The sequence below is a fragment of the Bacteroidota bacterium genome, assembly GCA_026391695.1.
Lineage (GTDB): Bacteria > Bacteroidota > Bacteroidia > Bacteroidales > JAGONC01 > JAPLDP01.
In genome coordinates this window covers 22,488-44,596 of record JAPLDP010000025.1, presented here as the reverse complement: position 1 = coordinate 44,596, position 22,109 = coordinate 22,488, and the positions used below count along the sequence as shown (strand labels likewise).

Annotated in this window: 18 protein-coding genes; 10 read left to right on the top strand and 8 right to left on the bottom strand. The window is 42.9% G+C overall.

All coding sequences use genetic code 11. The annotated features are described in order from the left end of the window. Positions 1–22: 22 nt before the first annotated feature. The 4 genes from NT175_02460 to NT175_02445 form a co-directional block, all read right to left on the bottom strand. Positions 23–1,174 carry a sulfotransferase gene (locus NT175_02460; protein MCX6233572.1) on the bottom strand — a complete coding sequence of 384 codons (1,152 nt, stop codon included), beginning with the start codon at positions 1,172–1,174 and terminating at the stop codon, positions 23–25. A 269-nt stretch (positions 1,175–1,443) separates the two neighbouring features. Continuing rightward, positions 1,444–2,610: an exonuclease domain-containing protein gene (locus NT175_02455; GenBank protein ID MCX6233571.1), complete on the bottom strand. Its 1,167-nt coding sequence runs from the start codon at positions 2,608–2,610 to the stop codon at positions 1,444–1,446. A gap of 11 nt (positions 2,611–2,621) precedes the next feature. After that, the gene (locus NT175_02450) at positions 2,622–3,422 is read right to left on the bottom strand and encodes a LexA family transcriptional regulator (GenBank protein MCX6233570.1); all 801 of its coding nucleotides are present in this window, start codon (positions 3,420–3,422) and stop codon (positions 2,622–2,624) included. A 118-nt stretch (positions 3,423–3,540) separates the two neighbouring features. Next, complete coding sequence (locus tag NT175_02445) at positions 3,541–3,921, bottom strand: four helix bundle protein (GenBank protein MCX6233569.1); 381 nt, start codon at positions 3,919–3,921, stop codon at positions 3,541–3,543. A gap of 198 nt (positions 3,922–4,119) precedes the next feature. Here NT175_02445 and dinB point away from each other — a divergent pair, with 198 nt between their 5' ends. Genes dinB through NT175_02430 form a run of 3 tightly spaced genes read left to right on the top strand, consistent with a single transcriptional unit; the run spans position 4,120 to position 9,057 of the window. After that, positions 4,120–5,268: a DNA polymerase IV gene (gene dinB / locus NT175_02440; GenBank protein ID MCX6233568.1), complete on the top strand. Its 1,149-nt coding sequence runs from the start codon at positions 4,120–4,122 to the stop codon at positions 5,266–5,268. Continuing rightward, positions 5,259–8,201 (top strand): DNA polymerase III subunit alpha, encoded by a 2,943-nt coding sequence (gene dnaE, locus NT175_02435; protein ID MCX6233567.1) that lies wholly within the window; start codon positions 5,259–5,261, stop codon positions 8,199–8,201. The genes dinB and dnaE overlap by 10 nt, the downstream gene beginning before the upstream one ends. A gap of 46 nt (positions 8,202–8,247) precedes the next feature. Continuing rightward, positions 8,248–9,057, top strand: a complete 810-nt coding sequence (locus NT175_02430; GenBank protein ID MCX6233566.1) for a purine-nucleoside phosphorylase — start codon at positions 8,248–8,250, stop codon at positions 9,055–9,057. A gap of 1 nt (position 9,058) precedes the next feature. Here the strand turns inward: NT175_02430 and rny are convergent, their stop codons facing one another. From rny to NT175_02415, 3 genes are all read right to left on the bottom strand, one after another. Beyond that, on the bottom strand, positions 9,059–10,597 hold the full coding sequence (gene rny / locus NT175_02425) for a ribonuclease Y (protein MCX6233565.1): 1,539 nt from the start codon (positions 10,595–10,597) through the stop codon (positions 9,059–9,061). Between the two features lie 100 nt (positions 10,598–10,697). Continuing rightward, positions 10,698–10,982 (bottom strand): cell division protein ZapA, encoded by a 285-nt coding sequence (locus NT175_02420; protein MCX6233564.1) that lies wholly within the window; start codon positions 10,980–10,982, stop codon positions 10,698–10,700. Positions 10,983–11,006: 24 nt separating this feature from the next. Then, complete coding sequence (locus NT175_02415) at positions 11,007–11,474, bottom strand: hypothetical protein (protein MCX6233563.1); 468 nt, start codon at positions 11,472–11,474, stop codon at positions 11,007–11,009. Positions 11,475–11,524: 50 nt separating this feature from the next. Here NT175_02415 and NT175_02410 point away from each other — a divergent pair, with 50 nt between their 5' ends. The 6 genes from NT175_02410 (at position 11,525) to NT175_02385 (ending at position 19,507) form a co-directional block, all read left to right on the top strand. Continuing rightward, positions 11,525–12,805, top strand: coding sequence for a DUF2851 family protein (locus NT175_02410; GenBank protein ID MCX6233562.1), 1,281 nt, complete (start codon positions 11,525–11,527; stop codon positions 12,803–12,805). Between the two features lie 112 nt (positions 12,806–12,917). Further along, complete coding sequence (locus NT175_02405) at positions 12,918–14,444, top strand: amino acid permease (protein ID MCX6233561.1); 1,527 nt, start codon at positions 12,918–12,920, stop codon at positions 14,442–14,444. Positions 14,445–14,448: 4 nt separating this feature from the next. Then, on the top strand, positions 14,449–15,735 hold the full coding sequence (locus NT175_02400) for an NAD(P)/FAD-dependent oxidoreductase (protein MCX6233560.1): 1,287 nt from the start codon (positions 14,449–14,451) through the stop codon (positions 15,733–15,735). Positions 15,736–15,745: 10 nt separating this feature from the next. Next, complete coding sequence (locus NT175_02395) at positions 15,746–17,197, top strand: amino acid permease (GenBank protein MCX6233559.1); 1,452 nt, start codon at positions 15,746–15,748, stop codon at positions 17,195–17,197. Between the two features lie 74 nt (positions 17,198–17,271). After that, positions 17,272–17,970 (top strand): helix-hairpin-helix domain-containing protein, encoded by a 699-nt coding sequence (locus NT175_02390; protein ID MCX6233558.1) that lies wholly within the window; start codon positions 17,272–17,274, stop codon positions 17,968–17,970. Between the two features lie 106 nt (positions 17,971–18,076). Beyond that, positions 18,077–19,507, top strand: coding sequence for an MFS transporter (locus NT175_02385; GenBank protein MCX6233557.1), 1,431 nt, complete (start codon positions 18,077–18,079; stop codon positions 19,505–19,507). 3 nt (positions 19,508–19,510) lie between these two features. Here the strand turns inward: NT175_02385 and NT175_02380 are convergent, their stop codons facing one another. Next, positions 19,511–20,242, bottom strand: coding sequence for a rhomboid family intramembrane serine protease (locus NT175_02380; GenBank protein ID MCX6233556.1), 732 nt, complete (start codon positions 20,240–20,242; stop codon positions 19,511–19,513). Between the two features lie 209 nt (positions 20,243–20,451). Between NT175_02380 and NT175_02375 the strand changes: the two genes are divergently transcribed. Then, entirely contained in the window at positions 20,452–22,074 is a 1,623-nt protein-coding gene (locus tag NT175_02375) for a S41 family peptidase (GenBank protein MCX6233555.1), read from the top strand. Positions 22,075–22,109: the final 35 nt, after the last annotated feature.

Sequence of the window (22,109 nt, the reverse complement as noted above, 5' to 3'; positions counted from 1 at the left end):
GAATTTTTAGAGATGCCCAAAATTATTTTTGAATATCCAGGTGATCAGGAATAGAATAATTCCATCTGTTCATGGCAAATTCACAAAAGTCCAGAACCTTATCGAGCTGCTCCCTTTGAATGATGAGCTTGTTTTTTTTATAGTCTTTTGTATCAGCCAAATAGACTTTTATTTTTGATAAAGCCGATTCTTTTAGTGGAAGCTTGAAATGATCGTATATTTTTTCCAGTTGCTTCATAGGATCTCTTTCAAGATCCTCAAATCTTAACTCAATGAAATTTTTCGCAGATAATAATGGAATATCCTGTATCAATTGATTCATCATCTCATGATATATATTAAGGACATCCTCTTCGAGCTCCTTGTCAGAAATGTCGTGGAACTGAAGATAAGGCAATAACTGGCGGTAGAAATGCCTTGTCGAAAGGAATACCTCTATGGGATTGCGATGAATATGAATGAATCTGGCATCAGGGAAAATTTCAAGAATTTGTTTAATACGTCCGGTATTGACCGGATTTTTTGAAACGAAAATGTGTGAATGGGAATTTTTGAGTGCTTTCTTGATCAGTAATTGGTATTCGGATCGCCACTTTAGTGTTAGTTCAAGCGAAACCTCTTTAAACTGGACGTACTTTTTATAATACTCTTTAATTCTCCGCGGGAACATCCAAAAATAATAATAACAGAAAGGGATATTCATCCCGGGAATGAAATCTTCTTCCTGTGGATAATTGGAATCCAGCTTGACATTATCTCCCTTCCTGGTAGGAGGGATCAGAAGTATCATGAAATTCTTGAAAATGAACTTTCCAAGCCAGTTGAACATGGTATCGGGGAATACTCCCTGGTAGGTAGTGACAAATCCTATCTGCGGATCCTGGCACATGAGGTTATGCAGGTGAGTGGTGCCGCTGCGCCAATGCCCGATAATGAAGATCGGTGCTACAGGATCGGCTAACCGCTTTATTTTGGGATTTATAAACAGTTTCTCATATAACCTGAATGGTAAGTTGATGAGGTTGATGATAATGATGATAAATGCACGAAAATAATATTTAGGTAAAACCTTATTGGTACAGAGTAGTTTAAGTAGTAAGGTAAGCCTGAATCCAACAGCAGGAGGGAGAAGTACGTTGATATTTTCCTTGACGGCTTTATAACTTTTTAACATGCTCAAAAATAATAAAACATTTGGGATGGATTAATCATAGAGACCTTATTTATTTCGGGTTGCAAGTTGCAAGTTGCAGGTTACAAGTTACTAGTGTGATTCTCAACCCGCAACCTGTAACCTGTAACCTGAGACCTCAATAGTTTACCATCCTTTCCACCTTGTTTATTCTCAGGTAAGATTTAATAATTTGCTGCACATCTCGGTTATCGTTGAAACTTTTTACACTTTCACGCAGGGATTCAGCATTCTGATGACACATAGTAATATCAATAAACCCGAATCCGATATATTTTATCGATGACCAGGAAACTGGAGTGATCGAACAGGTACGGTTTTATAGCCAGGCCGACCTTTTGATTGTAATCTTCAGCACTTTCCTCACAGATGCATGCACCATTACATTGCCTGATGTGGTACTGAAAACAGGCTCCCCTGGATTTATATAATCCACACAGCTTCTGGCATAATCCAAACTTTTCAACCAGTGAAAATAAATGCTCTTTGGCCTCAATTTGTGAGGTATAGGAGAGAAGAGGAACGAATGTACCGTCGTTTTTATCGATTTTTAATCGGAGATAACCTTTGTCATCAATAAAATCGAAAAGGCCATAGGTAAACACCGACCTTCGCAGGGATGTATTGTAAAATGGTTTGTGTTTTTTTATTTCATCCGATTCAAGGAGCATTGCAACGAGGTCATTACCGGTCAGCTCGAAACTCACATCGGCAATGTTATTTTTCATCTCGATTTCCTTTTTAATTGTATTATTGCTGAAATGTGACAGCACACGCTGGTATATGTTTACACTTTTTCCGACATAAATGATATCTCCGTCTGCATTATAAAAATAATAAACGCCGGGTGCTTCGGGCAAGTGATTGAGTTTATCGCGGTCAATGATGGTATCCGGGAACTTGTTTATACCATTCACTGCTTCGGGATCGACGGAAATCAGCAATTCAAAAAGACGTGCTGTTGCTGTTGCATCACCTGCAGCACGATGCCGGTTTGGATTATTGATATTCATGTCCTTGCACAGATTCCCCAATCCGTAAGATTTACGGAAGGGTATGATTTTCCTGCTCAGCTTGGCAGTGCATATCTTTTCACGTTTATAATCATAGCCAAGATTGCCGAATTCCTGCTTCAGGAAATTATAGTCAAAAGCTACATTATGACCGACCAGTACTTTGTCCTCGGTGAGTTCGATGATTTTTTTTGCAACCTCAAGGAACCTCGGAGCGACTTCAACCATTTTATTATTGATTCCTGTCATTTGCGTGATGCGGTATGGAATGATCTTCTCCGGATTGATGAGTGTCACAAACGCCTCTATGATACTATGACCATCATGGATAAAGATGGCAATCTCGGTGATTTTTTCAAAACGGGCACTCAGTCCGGTTGTTTCAACATCTATGACAGCATACATGTAACTTGAAATTACAGGTTTAATTTGGTCTGGATGGCTTTAACTTCCTTTTTCAGCGTGCGGATGGTTTCGGCCAGGTCTTCCTTTTCAATATTGGGTTCGGGCATTTCCGAACTGAAATAGTAAACGAATTTCCATATTTCCCTGATTTGGCTTACCAACACATCATAAGGTTTAAAGAAGGAATTGAGTGAATGCAGGGTGAGTTTCTTCTCTTTTTCAATTTTGTTCTCAACCACTTTAAACACGATGCCTTCATCCTGGGTGAGGAGGATATATGCGTGCTTATTTTTTATCAGGTTCCAGTTTTGGACATATTCTCCGATGACCCATGAACCATCGGGTATGGGATGCATGGAATCACCGCTGATCTGGAAGGCACGGTACTTTCTTTCTTTTGACAGAAATGGCAGGTGAAATGTCGGCAACACTCTAATATATTCCGGATCGGAAAATCCATTGGCATAACCTGCCTTGGCTTTTTCAGTGACCAACTCGATGTTTTCTTCGTTGTCATCGTTTATGGTGGTTGCCAGCACTCGCAAGGTGCTTCCGGATATATAGATGTCATATCCCTTTTCCAGTTGCGACATTTGGCTTTCAGGAAGTTGTGAAAGGTCAACTTTGATCAGCGTGTCGATGGCAATATTAAAGTATTTTGAGAATGCAATCAGTGCCTGGATACTGGGTTGGGCCACTTCATTTTCATATCCGCTCAGAGTCGAACGCTTCATCTCCAGGGCGAAAGCCACATCGTCTTGCGTGCGGTTTTTGCGTTTTCGGAGGAATTTTATATTATTGCTGAAGTACATACTATGAATTTTAAAATTTAGCAGTCATACGTTGCAGGTTGCAGGTTGCAGGTTACAAGTTGCAAGTTGAGCGAAGCGCAGCTGAGCGAAATCCCGACAAAGTCGGGATTATAGGGTGTCATTTCCAATTTTGTTCCACATAATCTGTAAATGAAAAAATCATTTTACTGAGTTGACAATATTGTTGAATGAGATCTATTAGATATTTGTCTTTGAAATGAATTTCATGAATCATTCTTAAATGAGAAATTGTTTCATCACATGAAGCATGAGCGAAGATTAAAAATCTGATAAAATCTGCCTGATATCTTTTTCTTCCATACCCTTCAACAATATTTGATATAATACTTTTTGATGATCTTCTGATCTGGCTTCCAAGTTCAAATAGTTCATATTTAGGTAATTTAAGTGTCATTTGGTGAACTTCTATGGCCAACGTAAATGATAAATTATAAATTTCCAGATCTCTGTAACTTTTGATTCTTTCTTTATCTGTCATTTTTGGGACTATCAACCTGTAACCTGCAACCTGCAACTCATATCATTTATCAATTTAATTCCCAATTGTTACCCAAAAATTTTTAAGTTTTTTATATGTACCTGAAAAAATGATTATATTGTAATCAAAAAAATGATTAAAAACTAATCAAAGGTAATACAGAAAATTTAAATCCAAACTTTTTTTCAAAATTTTTTTATGGTTACCGATCATCGCAGTATTGTTCATATTGACCTGGATTCATTCTTTGTTTCAGTAGAGCGTCTGCAAAATCCGAAACTTATCGGAAAGCCTGTTCTTATTGGTGGCACTTCCGACAGGGGCGTTGTAGCGAGTTGCAGCTATGAAGCCCGCAAATTTGGTGTCAGCTCGGCAATGCCGATGAAAATGGCAAAAAATTTATGCCACGATGCCATTATCATCAAAGGAGATATGGAGCTATACAGTAAATATTCAAACGTCGTCACCCAAATCATTGCCGACGAATCACCATTATTTGAGAAAGCTTCCATTGATGAACATTATATTGATATTACAGGAATGGATCGTTTCTTTGGCTATTATAAATGGACGCAGGATCTGAGGAAGAAAATCATCCTGAATACCGGCCTGCCCATTTCTTCAGGACTTTCAGTTAATAAAACCGTTTCAAAGATGGCCACCGGCGAAGCCAAACCCAACGGGGAGCTTTTTGTGCCGGAAGAGAATGTCAGACCATTCATGTTCCCGCTTTCTATCAGGAAGATTCCCATGATCGGCAATAAAACATACCAGTTATTGAGGTCAATGGGTATAGTTACTATTGAAACACTCAGTAAAATCCCGGTGGAGATGATGGAAAAGGTAATGGGCAAGAATGGTATCATCATCTGGAAAAAAGCCAATGGCATTGACCCTACACCTGTCATCCAATACTCCGAAGCCAAATCTATCAGCACCGAACGAACCTTCGACAAAGATACCATTGATGTGGCCCGGCTCAAAGAGATACTGACTGCAATGGTTGAAAAAATTTCGTTTGAGTTACGGCAGGCACAGAAACTCACGGCATGCCTTACTGTCAAGATCAGGTATTCAAATTTTGATACGGAAACACTTCAAAGACAGATACCGTATTCATCTTTCGATCATGAATTGATTCCAGTGGCTCAGGATCTGTTTAAACAATTGTATAAACGAAGGATGCTGGTCAGGCTGATAGGGGTGAGGTTCAGCCACCTCGTACCCGGTGTTCAGCAATTAAACCTCTTTGAAAGCACGCCTGAGATGACAAGCCTTTATATGGCAATGGATAAAATCAGGAACAGGTATGGACGACATGTGCTTAAAAGGGCAATATGTTTCTGAATTGCCATTCATATTATAGTTTGAGATATGGAGCGCTATCCATCGAAAACCTCATTGCCACGGCATTACAGAATGATGTTCACACCCTGGCTTTGACGGATATTGATAATTCGACTGGTATTATTGATTTTGTTAAGCTCTGCAAGGAAAGCAACATTAAACCCATTGCAGGTATTGAATTCAGAAATGGAGATAAACACCTCTATACGGGACTGGCAAGGAATAATAATGGTTTCAGGGAATTGAACGAACTCGTCACCCACCATAATATTTCCAAAACGGAATATCCGGATATTGTCCCTGAGTTATCGGATGTTTATATCATCTATCCTTTCGAAAAAAAGAGGAAAAGAGATTTTCGGGATAACGAGTTTATTGGAATTCGGCCTTCTGAAACACGATTGCTCCATACCGGTGAATTCAGTTCCGACCAATCAAGGCTTGTCATCTCCCAGCCTGTGACATTCAAGGATAAAACAGGATATTTCCTTCACAGGAATCTCAGGGCAATAGATCATAATACATTGATTACAAAGCTTGAAGATGACCAGTCAGCGCTCCCCGATGAAATTTTAATCCCTTCCGGTGAATTGTTGAATCATTATAAGGATCATCCACAGATTATCATAAATACTGAACGGATCATCAATGATTGTGCGATTGATTTTGACTTTAACGGAGTCAGAAATAAAAAAACCTTCACCGGCAGCCGCTATGACGATAAAATTCTGCTGGAGAAGCTAACGTATGATGGCCTTGAATACCGGTATGGCCGAAAGGACAAGGTAGCTGAAAACCGTGTGAAGCGTGAGCTGGAGATTATTGATAAGCTGGGTTTTTCGGCTTATTTCCTGATCACCTGGGACATCATACGGTATTCTATGTCACGTGGTTTTTATCATGTAGGCCGCGGCAGCGGAGCAAACAGCGTGGTGGCCTATTGCCTGAAGATCACCGATGTCGATCCCATTGACCTGGACCTCTATTTTGAACGCTTCATCAATCCCAAACGTACCAGCCCCCCTGATTTCGACATTGATTATTCATGGAAGGAGAGAGAAGATGTGCAGGATTATATCTTCAAACGATATGGACATGAGCATACAGCCCTTCTCGGAGCTATGTCGACATTTGTCGGCAATTCCATTTACAGGGAGCTGGGGAAGGTATATGGCCTGCCTAAGCAGGAGATCGACAACCTGTTGATGAATCCCCAGGCGGAGATCAATAAAAATGAGATCACCCGTAAAATTCATGCTGTCGCCGAAATGATGGTTGATTTTCCGAATATACGGAGTATTCATGCCGGAGGTGTGCTCATATCCGAGGATCCCATCTGTTGCTATACTGCCATGGATATGCCACCGAAAGGATTTCAAACTACACAGTGGGACATGTATGTCGCCGAGGCTATCGGCTATGAAAAACTCGACATCCTGAGCCAGCGCGGCATCGGGCATATCAGGGATTGTGCCGATATCATCAGGCAGAATAGGGGAATAACGGTGGATGTCCATCAGGTAAAAAAGTTTAAAACCGATCCGCAGGTCAAACACCAGCTGAAAATTGGCGAGACCATTGGCTGCTTTTATATTGAAAGCCCTGCTATGCGGGGACTGCTGAAAAAGCTCATGTGCGATAACTACCTCACCCTTGTCGCGGCCAGCTCTATCATCCGCCCTGGCGTGGCGAAATCAGGGATGATGCGCGAATATATATACCGTTTTCATCATCCCAATGACTTCACTTACATCCACCCGGTGATGGAAGAGCAATTAAAGGAAACCTATGGTGTGATGGTTTACCAGGAAGATGTGCTGAAAGTGTGCCATCATTTCGCCGGACTCGACATGGCTGATGCCGATGTCTTACGCCGCGCCATGAGCGGAAAATCGCGTTCTATAAATGAATTTAATCGTATAGTAGAAAAGTTTTTTTCGAATTGCAAGGCATCGGATTACCCCGAAGATATCACACGCGAAGTGTGGAGGCAGATCGAATCTTTTGCCGGATATTCATTTTCGAAGGCTCATTCTGCCTCCTATGCCGTGGAGAGCTACCAGAGCCTCTACCTGAAAGCACATTTTCCACTGGAATTTATGGTGGCTGTCATCAATAACTTTGGAGGCTTCTACCAGCGCTGGGTCTATTTCAATGAAGCCTGGCGGCAGGGGGCGACGATTAACCTGCCCTGTGTGAATAACAGCGACTACCTTACAACCATCAATGGAAAAGATATCTACATCGGATTTATTCATGTCGCTAACCTTGAGGAAAACCTTGGCAGGGCTGTGGCTGCCGAAAGGATAAAAAACGGGCCATTCACCGGTCTGGAGAATTTTATAAACAGGGTGCCGTGCCACCTGGAACAAATTATCCTGTTGATCCGCACCGGCGCCTTCCATTTCACCGGTATGACAAAAGCACAGTTATTATGGGAGGCACACCTTTTCTTCGGAAAGCATATTAACACTGACATCAATCATCAACTTTTTCATTCTCCGGCGAAAAATTATACCCTGCCACAGCTTGAACAGACCAGGATCGAAGATGCCTATGATGAAATTGAGATCATCGGATTTCCTGTGACATTATCTTATTTTGACCTGCTTGAAACGAATTTCAGGGGTGAAGTCACAGCTTTAGACATGCTAAGTCATACAGGGAAAAAAGTAAGGATGGTCGGACGCCTTGTGACCATTAAATATGTTAAAACCGTCAGAAAGGAATTGATGCACTTTGGGACATTTCTTGATATTCATGGTGAATTTTATGATACCGTTCATTTCCCCGATTCATTGAAGAATTATCCGTTCAGGGGTAGCGGCGTTTATCTTATTCTCGGAACCATCACTGAAGAATTCGGTTATCCCAGCCTGACGGCAGAAAAAATGGCCAAACTTCCATTGAAAAAAGATCCCAGAAGTAATTAATGCAGATTTTTATAAATTTGATGCTCTTATCGCAATTTTTATGGATATGAAGGAAATACTGGAAAGCACTGAATTCCTGAAGGGGAAAGGCTACCTGTCGCCTGAAATTGCCATTATTCTGGGAACAGGACTTGGCAAGCTGGTAAATTATATCGACGTGGAAATTGAGACGTCTTATGAGCAAATACCGCATTTCCCGGTCTCTTCCGTTGAATTTCATTCCGGTAAGTTATTGTATGGGACATTAGAAGGGAAAAAAATCATTGCCATGCATGGCCGGTTTCATTATTATGAAGGATATGATTTCCAGCAGCTTACGCTGCCTGTCCGTGTGATGAAATTACTCGGCGTCAAATATCTTTTAGTCTCCAATGCAGGCGGAGCGGTTAACCTGAATTTTAAAAAGGGATCCCTAATGCTGATTGACGACCATATAAACCTGTTACCGGGTAATCCTCTGATAGGAAAGAATCTGGATAAATTTGGCCCACGTTATCCGGATATGAGTGAGCCCTACTCTAAATTTCTGAATGATAAGCTCGTGAATATTGCCGCCAGGCTGAATATCACCCTGCATAAGGGTGTTTATGTTCCCATGCCCGGACCCATGCTCGAAACAAGGGCGGAGTATAGGTATCTGCGGATCATCGGAGCCGACGTGGTTGGCATGTCGACAGTTCCCGAAGCTATTGTGGCTAAACACATGAATCTGCCATGCGCAGCTATTTCCGTTATCACTGACGAATGTGACCCCGACCACCTGGCACCTGTTCAGATTAAAGATATCCTGGCCGTCGCAGCCAGGGCTGAGGAAAATCTGATCAGGCTCATCATTGGTTTAGTCGCAGAGCTCTGATCTATTTTGCGTAGCTTATCGCTCTGGTTTCCCTGATGACCGTAATTTTGATCTGACCGGGATAAGTCATCTCATCCTGTATTTTTCGTGACAGGTCATAGGCCAGCTGGTTGGCTTCGGTATCGGAAATCTTATCGGCGCCGACGATCACGCGCAGTTCACGGCCGGCTTGGATAGCATAGGTTTTCACCACACCGGGATAGGAGAGTGCCAGCTCTTCCAGGTGACTCAGGCGCTGGATGTATGCCTCCACAACTTCTCTTCTTGCTCCCGGCCTGGCTCCTGAGATGGCATCACACACCTGAACAATAGGAGCTGTGAGCGATTCCATCTCCACTTCGTCATGATGTGCTCCGATAGCATTGCAGATTTCAGGTTTTTCCTTGTATTTTTCGGCCAGTTTCATGCCCAGGGTTGCATGTGGCAGATCGGGTTCGTTATCCGGAACTTTGCCGATGTCATGCAACAGTCCGGCTCTCTTGGCAGTCTTGGGATTCAATCCCAGCTCCGATGCCATCGTCGCACACAGGTTGGCGACTTCCTTGGAATGCTGCAGCAGGTTTTGCCCGTACGATGACCGGTATTTCATCTTACCTATGAGCCGTATGAGCTCGTGATGCATGTTATGGATGCCGAGGTCGATACAGGTGCGTTTTCCGATCTCAATGATCTCCTGCTCAATTTGCTTTTTGGTCTTGGCCACCACTTCTTCGATTCGGGCAGGATGGATGCGGCCGTCGGTGACCAGCTTATGCAATGAAAGACGGGCGATTTCGCGTCGTACCGGATCGAATCCGGAAAGGAGGATGGCATCGGGTGAGTCATCGATGATGATTTCGATGCCTGTCAGAGCTTCCAGGGCACGGATGTTACGCCCTTCACGGCCAATAATACGGCCTTTGATTTCATCGTTTTCAATATTGAAAACCGACACCGTGTTTTCGACAGCATGCTCTACAGCCGTTCGCTGTAATGTTTCAATGACAATCTTCTTGGCTTCACGGTTGGCAGTGATCTTGGCTTCCTCAACGATCTCGCGAATATGTCCTATCGCTTCGGTTTTGGCTTCTTCCTTCAGGCTTTCGGTAAGCAATACTTTGGCTTCCACGGCCGACATTCCCGAGATGGTCTCTAATTGCTCAACCTGTTTCTTGGTAGATTTCTCGAGTTCCTGCTGTTTCTTGCTGACGATCTCGAGTTGCGTCGTGAGATTGGTTTTGATGGTTACAACCTCTTTTTGCTTACGCTGTAAGTCTTCAAGTTTTTGATTTATCAGCGTTTCTTTTTGCTTTATCCTGTTTTCGCTTTTTTGGACTGTGTTGTTCTTCTCCTGGATGATTTTTTCATGTTCTGCCCTGAGCTGGAGGAATTTTTCTTTCGCTTGAAGAATTTTGTCTTTTCTAATCACTTCTGCTTTTTCCTCAGCCTCTTTCAGGATGTTTTCACTTTTTTTCTCCAGAGTCTTACGCAGGACGGTGCTGGTGACCAGGAATCCGACAATCAGTCCTGCTGCTGCTGTGATTATGTAAATGGTAATCATTTTTAATCAGTTAATTAGTTTGTAACTTAAGTTTTTTGTTGAGTATACAAACTGCTGATTAATGCAAGGGATGTTTCAAAGAACGCGGGTGTCGGAGCTTTTAAATCCTATCCTCAAGAACCTTATCAATAGTTGTAAGTTTATCGATAATCTTTTTATCGATCGATGATAGTTGCGCTTCACTGTTCAGCGCATTCGTTGTATAACTAAGCGCCACCATGGCCAGCAGATCCTGTTTGTCCTGGTAATCGTATTTCAAAGAATAGTCGTTTATCAGGGCATTGATTAATTTGGCTGCTTTTCTGATGATCTCTACATTTTCCGGAGCAACCCGCAAATGATAAGGCCTGTCAGCAATCGTCACCGTGGTAGCCAGTTCTTCCATAATGTTTCTGAGAGATATGTTTTTTCAAGAATTTAAAAGATCTATACACCTGTCAATTTCCTGCACTAACCCGTCAATTTTATTTTTTACCTCAACACCTCCCTGTGATGTTTCAGGGGATTCCGTAATAGTTGATAGACTGTTTTTTTCTTCCAGTTGTTTTATGGTATTTTCTTGTTGTTTAATTATGTTATTTAGTTTTTCTACGTTTTGTTTTAGCATTTTGTTCTCGGTTTCACTGACTTTTTGCTGATCAACCAATTTCCTGATCTTGTGTTCGATACTGGAAATCAACTGATCTACTTCTTTCATAAAACCTGAATCTAGATTATGCCATAGTGCAAAGGTATGATTTACTATTGTTTTATACAAAAATAAATTTGAACAGGATGGGAATTGAACGATGGCCGATGGCCGATGGAGCGATTTTTGAACGATTAATTGTCTGACTTGCAAACTTTTTTTAGAACGAATCACCACTTTTTTCCCCATACCAGGGTCACATTTTGCGCTAAATGGAATTAATAAATAAACACATCTCGATGACAGAACATTTCCTTCATTATTTGTGGAAGTTTCGTTTAATTGAAAATCCATTGCTGACCACGCAGGGTGAAAGAGTGACCATTGTTAAGCCAGGGGAGCACAACAGCGATGCCGGTCCCGATTTTTCAAATGCCCGTATCCGCATAGGCACGACTTTATGGGCCGGCAATGTGGAGGTACATCTGAAATCTTCCGATTGGATCAGGCACAAACATCATGTTGACGAGGCTTACCAGAACATCATACTGCATGCTGTGCTGGAACACGACAGAGAAATCTTCAGAACCAATGGTGAGCCCATTCCTACTGTGATTTTACAAGGAAAATTTGACCCGTTATTATACGAGAGATACAGAGATCTAAGTGAAAACCTGAACTGGATACCCTGCGAAAAACTTATCGGCGCTGTCGATCCCTTGGTAATTGAAAGCACTCTCCCCAGGATGATGGTGGAACGCCTGGAACGTAGATCGGCATATTTCGAATCGGTGTATCAGAGTTGCGGTAATGATTGGGAGGAGACATTTTATCGCCTGCTAGCCAGGAATTTTGGTTTCCGCCTGAATGCCGAACCTTTTGAACTGCTGGCAAAATCATTGCCCATGAAGATAGTGGCTAAGCAACGCGACGATCTGTTTCAGACCGAAGCCCTGTTTTTCGGACAGGCTGGCATGCTGAAAAAGAGATATCGTGATGATTATCCCAAACGTCTCACAAAAGAATACAGGTTTCTGAGGAAGAAATACACGCTTACCCCAATTGACGGTCATCTCTGGAAATTCCTGCGCCTGAGGCCATCGAATTTTCCAACTATCCGAATATCACAGTTTGCAGGCATCCTATGTAAGTCAAAGAGACTTGTTTCGGAGATACTGGGCGCTGAGACCATGGCAACCTTAAAACCGATTTTTGAATCGGCAGGTTCGGATTATTGGATGACACATTACATTTTTGACCGTCCTTCGGTTCAAAAGGCCAAGAATCTGGGAGATAAAACTATTGATCTATTGCTGATTAACACAATCATACCGTTTATTTATTTTCATGGGGAAAAAAGAGATAATCCCCGGCTTATGGAAAGTTCTTTGGACTTCTTTACAAGCCTGACACGGGAAATGAACATCACAGTGAAAAAGTGGATGGAAACCGGAATGAAAGCTGAAAATGCCTTTACAACCCAGGCGTTGATGGAATTGAAAGAGAATTACTGCGATCAGAAAAAGTGCCTGGAGTGCAGAATAGGCCATGTTGTGTTGAATTCTTCTTCCAACACATAAAACATGTTCCCCGTTTTCTAATTTTTAAATTATTTTTTTATAGGATTATCATGAATCGATTGAATTCTTATTTTTGAATAAGGTAAAGAGATACATTTAATCAGATTCCACTATGAACAATCGACTTTTCATTACTAAACCGATTAATGAATTACTGAAGAGCTCAGAAAGCGGGGAACATGGATTTAAGCGCGTGTTGACACCCCTTAATTTAACTACATTAGGAATCGGTGCCATCATTGGTGCCGGTATTTTTGTGATCACCGGGCAGGCTGCAGCCATGTATGCCGGACCTGCTATTGTTATTTCCTTTATCATTTCGGGTGCCGCCTGTGCTTTTGCCGGTTTATGCTATGCGGAGTTTGCTTCCATGATACCTATCGCCGGCAGTGCTTATACGTATGCCTATGCGACTCTGGGTGAGTTTCTTGCCTGGATCATCGGCTGGGATCTTATCATTGAATATCTTTTTGCATGCTCTGCTGTTTCGGTTGGATGGTCGGGTTATATGGTGAGTTTTCTGGCTGATTTCAATGTTCATATGCCTGCTTTCCTTACAGCCCCTGCCGGATCTATACTGATAAATGTTCCTGATATAGGGTGGAGACCCGAAACCTCATCACTCATAAAGGAGCTGGCCGGCAAAGGGATAAACCCTGACTCACTTCAGCATATCACGGCCATCTGTAACCTGCCTGCCATGTTCATTATCGCCCTTCTCACAATGTCACTGGTCATTGGCATCAGGGAATCGGCAATTTTAAACAATATCATGGTTATCGTCAAAGTGGGTGTGATCATCCTGTTTATCATCACAGGATTTTACTTTGTAAAATATTTTAACTGGCATCCTTTCATACCGAAAAATACAGGTGGATTTGGTAATTTTGGCTGGTCGGGTATATTCCGTGCATCCGGAGTAATATTCTTTGCCTATATAGGTTTCGATGCGGTTTCAACAGCAGCCCAGGAAGCCAAAAATCCCCAGCGCGACATGCCTGTCGGAATAATGGGATCGTTAGGTATTTCTACAGTCTTATATATCCTGGTAGCTCTTGTTCTCACGGGGATTGTCAGCTATACCCAATTGAATGTCGCCGATCCGATGGCTGTTGGCGTCAACGCCATGGGGCAGAAAATGTTCTGGCTTCGACCGATAATCAAGATTGCCGCTCTTGCAGGCTTGAGTTCTGTCATACTGGTCCACTTGCTGGGCCAGCCCAGGATATTTTATTTCATGGCTAAAGATGGCCTTTTACCGCCTGTCTTTTCAAAAATGCATCCGCGTTTTAAAACTCCATTTGTCAGCACTATCCTTACGGGATGTGTGGCCATGATTATTGGCGGTATTTTACCTCTTGACGTTTTAAGCGAACTGGTTTCTATAGGCACCCTGCTTGCCTTTGTTATTGTATGTGTCAGCATCATTGTTCTGCGTAAGACACGACCGGATGTAAAAAGGCCATTCCGCACGCCGTGGGTTCCCCTGGTGCCCATTCTTGGTGCAGTTGTTTGTCTGGCAAATATGGTGTCTCTGCCCCTGAGCACCTGGTGGCGGCTTCTGATATGGATGGGAATTGGATTTGTTATTTATTTCACTTACGGAATACGCAAAAGCAAACTCAGAAAGACAAACTGAAAATATGTCTGATTCAATTAGCAAAATCCTTGAAACCGGACTTAAGCGAATTGTCATTGCCGGATGTGGTTTTGCAGGATTAAAAGTTGCTATGAAATTGTCGCGGCATGATTTTCAAATCATTGTCCTGGATAAAAACAACTATCACCAGTTTCAGCCGCTGTTATATCAGGTGGCTACGTCGGGACTGGAGCCCAGTTCAATATCCTTTCCGCTGAGGAAGATCTTTCATAAATGGAGCCATATCCATTTCAGGATTGCAGATGTGAAAACAATTGATCCCGGAAAAAATGTCCTTTACACTTCAATTGGCAGCCTGAAATACGACTACCTGGTACTGGCCTCCGGCACCGGCACTAATTTTTATGGCATGAAAGATATTGAAAAGAATGCCATAGCCATGAAATCGACTTCTGAGGCGCTTTATATCCGTAACGTCATTCTTCAGAATTACGAATGTGCGATGTGCATGGATGATCCCGAAGAGGTGAAAGCTAGGATGAATATAGTCATTGTTGGTGGAGGCCCCACCGGTGTCGAACTCGCCGGTGCGCTGGCGGAAATGAAAAAATTTGTCCTGCCGAAAGATTATCCTGAGCTGGATTTCAGCTTCATGCATATTTATCTGATGGAAAGCAGCCAGCGGCTGCTGAATGTCATGCGTGAGAAATCATCAGCAATCGCTTTACGTTACCTGAAGAAGTTAGGTGTCGATGTGGTTTTAAATGCTATGGTCGGCAGCTATGATGGTTATGAAGTGACATTAAAGAATGGGAATACGTATCGTTCCCGCACATTGCTGTGGGCTGCAGGGGTGAAGGCAAATCCGGTTCAGGGATTGGCTGCAGATTGTTACGGACCTTCAGGGCGTATGATTGTGGATGAATTCAATAAAGTACCGGGTTATAGTAATATTTTTGTCATAGGCGATCTGGCCCTGATGCGAACTGCGGAGTATCCCAATGGCCATCCCCAGGTGGCTCAGGTTGCCATACAGCAGGCCAGGCTGTTGGTATCAAACCTGGTGAATGCCTCAAAAGGAAAGGAATTCCACCGGTTCAGATATAAAGATAAAGGTACGCTGGCCACTGTGGGACGTAACCTGGCTGTTGCTGATTTTCCCCATTTCAGCCTGTATGGATTTCCTGCATGGTTCACTTGGACATTTATCCATCTGATGTCGATAGTAGGTATCAAAAACCGTTTGTTTATTTTTATCGACTGGCTATGGAATTATATCACCTATGACCAATCGCTGCGATTGATAATAAAACAGGGCAAAAGCGAATGAACACCTGATAATGAGCGACACCGGAAAGTTCAAAAAGTCACTGAACCTCTTTGATTCTACTGCTATCACGATGGGCTCAATGATTGGTTCAGGCATATTCATTGTCAGTGCTGATATAGCCCGGAATGTCGGTTCCCCGGGCTGGATGCTGGTCGTATGGGCCATCACCGGGGTGATGACCATACTGGCTGCCCTGGCTTATGGTGAGCTGGCCTGTATGCTTCCTCATGCCGGTGGTATCTATGTTTATCTTCGTGAAGCCTATTCGCCGCTTTATGGCTTTTTATATGGCTGGACACTTTTCCTGGTCATCCAGTGCGGTACCATTGCTGCAGTGGGTATGGCCTTTGCCAAATTCTCCGGAGTCATCATACCCTGGATATCCGAACAGAATGTGCTTTTCAGTTTGGGTGCTTTTAAATTCAATACTACACAAGCTGTTTCGATTTTCCTGATACTTTTTCTGACCTGGAATAACACCAGGGGCATCGACCAGGGTAAACGTATTCAGAATATTTTCACTTATTCCAAGATTTTTATTCTGCTGGTCTTTATCGCCATAGGCATCTATGCTGCCAGCCGCAGCCATCTCCGTATCTTAAGTTCACCGGATTTCTGGAATGCCTCACGTGTCGATGGCGGCACCCATATTCCCATTTCCGGTCTGGCACTTCTCGTGGCTATTGGCACATCGATGGTGGGCTCACTTTTTGCTGCCGATGCCTGGTATAATATCACCTATACATCCGATGAGGTGATCAATCCCAGAAAAACCATACCCCGAAGCCTATTTCTTGGCACACTGGCCGTTTGCGTGGTTTATTTTCTCGTCAATGTGGTATATATCATTGTTTTACCGATGAATGGCTCCCCCGATGGCGCTACAGTCATGGAAAGGGGTATTCAGTTCGCCAGTGAGGACAGGGTGGCCACAGCAGCAATATATGGTATTTTTGGCCAGACGGCTGAAATCGTCATGGCTCTTGTGGTAGTCATTTCCACTTTCGGATGCAATAACGGCATAGTGCTTGCCGGCGCCCGCGTTTTTTATGCCATGGCTCAGGATGGATTATTCTTTAAGAAAACAGGCACACTCAATAAAAAGGGAGTGCCGGCCTTTTCATTGGGCATCCAGGCTTTATGGAGCATTCTGTTATGCCTCACAGGCACCTACAGCCAGTTGCTGGATTACGTGATGTTTGCTGCCATCTTGTTTTATATCCTCACCATTTCTGCGGTTTTTGTCCTGCGAAAAAAACGGCCGGAGCTTGACAGGCCTTACAAGGCATTTGGATTCCCCGTATTTCCTGTACTCTATATTATCGCCTGCCTGATTATCCTTATCGTCATTTTACGCTATAAGCCCCTCTTTACCTGGCCTGGATTGCTTATCGTGCTGGCAGGTATTCCTGTTTATTTCATCTGGAAAAAATATTCGTCCGGTAAAAAGAATTCTACTTAAAGGGTCACATAATCCTGTTTTTTTGATTAATGGTTGATGAGCCGGATGCCTGGCACCGGTTTATCATATAAACCATGAAACAACTGCTAAAGGATTATCTCACTTTTACAAAGAGGGAACAACGCGGCATCTTTATCCTGTCGTGCCTGGTATTTCTGGTTATTTTGGGCAATACATTCACACCATTATTCATTCGGAGAGAGAAGTTTGATTTTTCGACCTTTGAAACTGAAATTGCAGCCTTTTATCAGGCTGTTGAAGCTACTGAGAGCCGGCCTGATACCTTGAATTCGAATAAAAAATTTAATGTTTATCCCAAAAGTCAAGCCGGCCTTCCGGCAGTTCAATCTCTAAAGCAGAATGAAATCATTGTTGAAATCAATTCTGCTGACTCGGCAACATTTGACAAACTGAGGGGCATAGGACCCAAATTCGCCCAGCGGATCATAAAATACCGTGACCTTCTCGGAGGATATTACTGCAGGGAGCAGTTGCTGGAAGTGTATGGCATGGACAGTGCCAGGCTCATGCCTATATGGCAGAATATTTACGCCGACACGGGTCTGATCCGTAAACTGGATATCAATAAAGCATCGTTCAGCGAGCTTTTAAGGCACCCCTATCTGGAAATGGATGTAGTCAAAGCCATTACCAGACACAGAGAGAAATCCGGCGATTTTCATTCCATAGGGGAACTGCTTGATCTGAAATTGGTCAATGACAGTATATATAGGCGAACAAGACCTTACCTCATGGTCAGGGATACGTTGTGACCATTTCAAAATTTTTGAGATGTGGCGTGAGTGAATCCTGATATAATATTTTTCATACATTTGTCCATGATCGTCTTTTCATATATTCATTGGTAATTATCGAGTAATGAGCAGTAGATATCCCCGAACGTTCTGGTCAGCCAATTTCATGGAGTTATTCGAACGATGGGCATGGTATGGCATGTTCATGGTGCTGGCCTTATATCTGACAGGTTCACGTGATACTGGCGCCCTGGGCTTCTCACAATCTCAAAAGGGTTTGCTGATAGGAACCGTCGTCATGACCCTCTATTTTTTACCCATAATCACCGGTGCGATAGCCGATAAATTCGGGTATAAGCGTGTGCTGATCATCGCGTATCTGATCCTGATTTCAGGTTATTACCTCTTGGGGCAATTCACCTCCTATACCGGCATGTTTTTCATCTTCTTCTATGTGGGCATTGGCGCCGCTCTGTTTAAACCAATCATCTCTGCCACCATTGCAAAAACTACCAATAATGAAACCTCCTCTATCGGTTTTGGCATTTTTTATATGATGGTCAACATTGGCGCTTTCATAGGCCCTGTTTTCGCCTCCAAGCTCAGGGCATTTAATTGGGAGTATGTATTCATCATGTCGGCGCTCATCATCTGTGTAAACATGTTCATTGTCATTTTTTTGTATAAGGAACCACCCAGACAGAAAAATGTAGATTCTCTGGGAAAATCCATTTCCCAGGTCTTTAAAAATATATTCACAGCTCTCACCGATTTCAAGTTCCTGGTTTTTCTTCTCATCGTCATTGGTTTCTGGGCTATGTATAATCAGTTATTTTATACACTTCCGGTATTTATTGACCAGTGGGTAGATACGACAGGCATTTATCATGCGCTGGCCTCGATTTCACCCAGGCTGGCATCTGCCATTGGAACAGCCCAGGGAACCATTGCCCCTGAAATGCTTTCAAACGTTGATGCCTTTTATATTGTGTGTTTTCAGGTCCTCGTCTCATCCATTGTCATGCGTTTTAAACCATTAAATGCCATGATGTCGGGTTTCCTGGTCAGCTCTATTGGCATCGCCCTGTGGTTTATCACTCAGAATGGTTTCTATCTGTTCTTATCTCTATTGATTTTCGGACTGGGAGAAATGTCGAGTTCTCCAAAAATCACTGAATATATCGGACGAATAGCCCCCAAGGATAAGATAGCCTTGTATATGGGTTGTTCTTTCCTTCCTATGGCCGGTGGGAACTTCCTTGCAGGTATTCTGTCAGGGGGCGTTTATACCAGGATGGCTGACAAAATCACCATCCTGCAGGCAGAAGTGGCATCAAGAGGTCTTGACATACCTGCCATATCCGATAGCTTTACTCAAAACGATTATATCAACAGGGCGTGTGAACTCATGGGAATGAATCAGCATGAACTCACCTATATGCTCTGGAATACCTATCATCCATCCAATATCTGGGTGGTCTTCACCGGTATTGGCGTAGCGACGGCAATAGCCCTGTTTCTTTACGACAGGTTATGGCTTAAGAGCAGAAAGTAGTTATCAGGACTGCCCCGGGTCGGAGTCACTCCGGCTCTTATAATGATAGGTGACTTTCATCTCCTGCCTGTTACTGTTGTCGGAAGTTTCATCCTGACTTGGTGAACCGGTGTCATGAGCATCATCTTCCTCGTCTTCCTCATCTTCCCAATCATATTTTTTTCTTTGGGGACCGGATTTACGGTAGTAAAAAGCCATGATTAATCCTGAAACAAATCCCATCAGATGTGATTCCCACGAAATCTCCCTGTCAGGGAAAAAGTCGGGGAATACACCCCATACAAAGCTGCCATAGAGGAAAACCACAATGAATGACACGATGGATAGGCGCATGTCTTTTCGGATTAAACCGCTGAAAATGAGGAATGAAGCCATGCCATATATTACTCCGCTGGCGCCTATATGATAGGCATCCCTGGCTATAAACCATGTCCACAGGCCGGTTGTGAACCAGATCAGCAGAACGATCTGCCAGGCAATCTCTCTGTAGAAATAAAAAATGGCAACAGTGAGCACAAATAGCGGTAAGGAATTAGCCGCCAGGTGCGAAATGCTGCCATGTATCAGTGGTGCAGTGATGATGCCTATGAGCCCCGATAATTTCAGGGGAGAAATGCCAAGAAATCCCAAATCAATACTGAAGAGGACCTCTATGCCCCGGATCAGCCAGATAAGAACCAAAAGAATGGATGGGAATACCAGGCTGTTAATGAATCCTCTCTTTTCCTGATCCATATGTCCGGACCTTGGATTGTTAAAGTGTGTTAAAAATCGAAATGTTACTAAACCAAAGGTAACGCAAAATGTTAAACTTTAAGCATCTTTTTTACAATACAACATGTATAACAAGTTTATATTAGGATTTAAACAGAAATAGTTACATGCCTTTTGTGGTTTAGTGCCAATAAATGAATAATTTTGTCGACCCAATAACCCGATTAGAAATGAGCCGAATTTACCGAATATCAAGTGTCATTAAATCAGCTTTGCTGATAGCGATAGTCTTCTGCATGATGTCAGGGTATGGAAGTGCCCAGACTGCCGATCCGAAACAGACCTATCAGAAGTTGGCAGCCACCCTTCAGATCATCGATTATTTTTATGTCGATACGGTTAATGAACCTTCTCTTGTCGAAGCCGGCATTATTGAGATGCTCAAGCATCTCGACCCTCACTCGGTCTATATTTCAAAAGAGGAAGTAGAGCGTGCAAATGAACCCCTGGTGGGGAATTTCGACGGCATAGGCGTGCAATTCCAGTTATTTAAAGATACTATCCTAATTATTTCACCTGTTCCCGGTGGCCCTTCCGACAAGTTGGGCATCATGGCAGGGGATAAAATTGTCAAAATCAACGGTGAAAATGCCACCGGCTCCAATATTACCAACGACTGGGTAATGAAAAAGTTACGTGGTGATAAGGGTACCAAGGTGACAGTCTCCATTCAGCGGGGAACCAGGAAGGACCTGATGGATTATACCATTGTGCGGGATGAAATTCCTCTGAATAGTATCGATGCTACCTATATGGTCAGTTCGGATATCGGATATATCAGGCTGAACCGTTTTTCCAAGTCTTCCATCGATGAATTCCACAAAGCCATGGCCAGCCTGAAAACGCAGGGGATGCAAAGCCTTATCCTTGATCTGCGTTTTAACTCCGGCGGATATCTGAATACTGCCGTAGAACTTGCCGACCAGTTTCTTGGTAATGGGAAACTGATTGTTTATACCGAAGGATTGAAAAGTCCGCGTACGGATTTTAAAGCTACTGCCGATGGTGATTTTGAAAAGGGCAAGCTGCTCATCATGATTAATGAAGGATCTGCCTCGGCCAGTGAAATTGTATCAGGAGCTATACAGGATTGGGACAGGGGCATTATCCTCGGGCGGCGTTCCTTTGGCAAGGGCCTTGTACAGAAGCCTTTTAAGCTCCCCGATGAGTCGGTCATCAGGTTAACTACAGCCAAATATTATACACCCACAGGCCGTTGTATCCAGAAACCCTATGACGAAGGCCTCGATGCCTATAATAATGACTTTGAAGAAAGAATGAAAAAGGGGGAAATGGTTCATCCCGACAGCATTCATTTTCCGGATTCACTGAAGTATTACACCCCTGCACAGCGCGTGGTGTACGGCGGCGGCGGCATTATGCCCGATGTCTTCGTCCCCTACGATACTACCCACTATTCAAACTATTACATTGACCTGCGAAGAAAAAATGTCTTCAATAATTTTGTGCTGGATTATCTGAATGCTAACCGCCAAACCTTACATAATGAATACCGGGATTTCACAACCTTTGATCAGAAATTTACCGTCGATGACAAAATCATCCAGGAATTCATGGATTATGCTGAAAAAGCCGGCGTTACGAAGGATGAAAAAGGTTTCAACGACTCAAAAAATGAAATAATTTTTGGCATCAAGGCATTGTTTGCACGTAATTTGTTTGATTATAACGCCTATTTTAAAATTATTAACCAGATCGATGATGATTTTATCAAGTCGGTCGAAATCATGAAAAATAACACCATGTTCGATAAGCTGAGTATAAATTACTGAAATAATTAAGACATCCCACAAAAATATTTGACTTA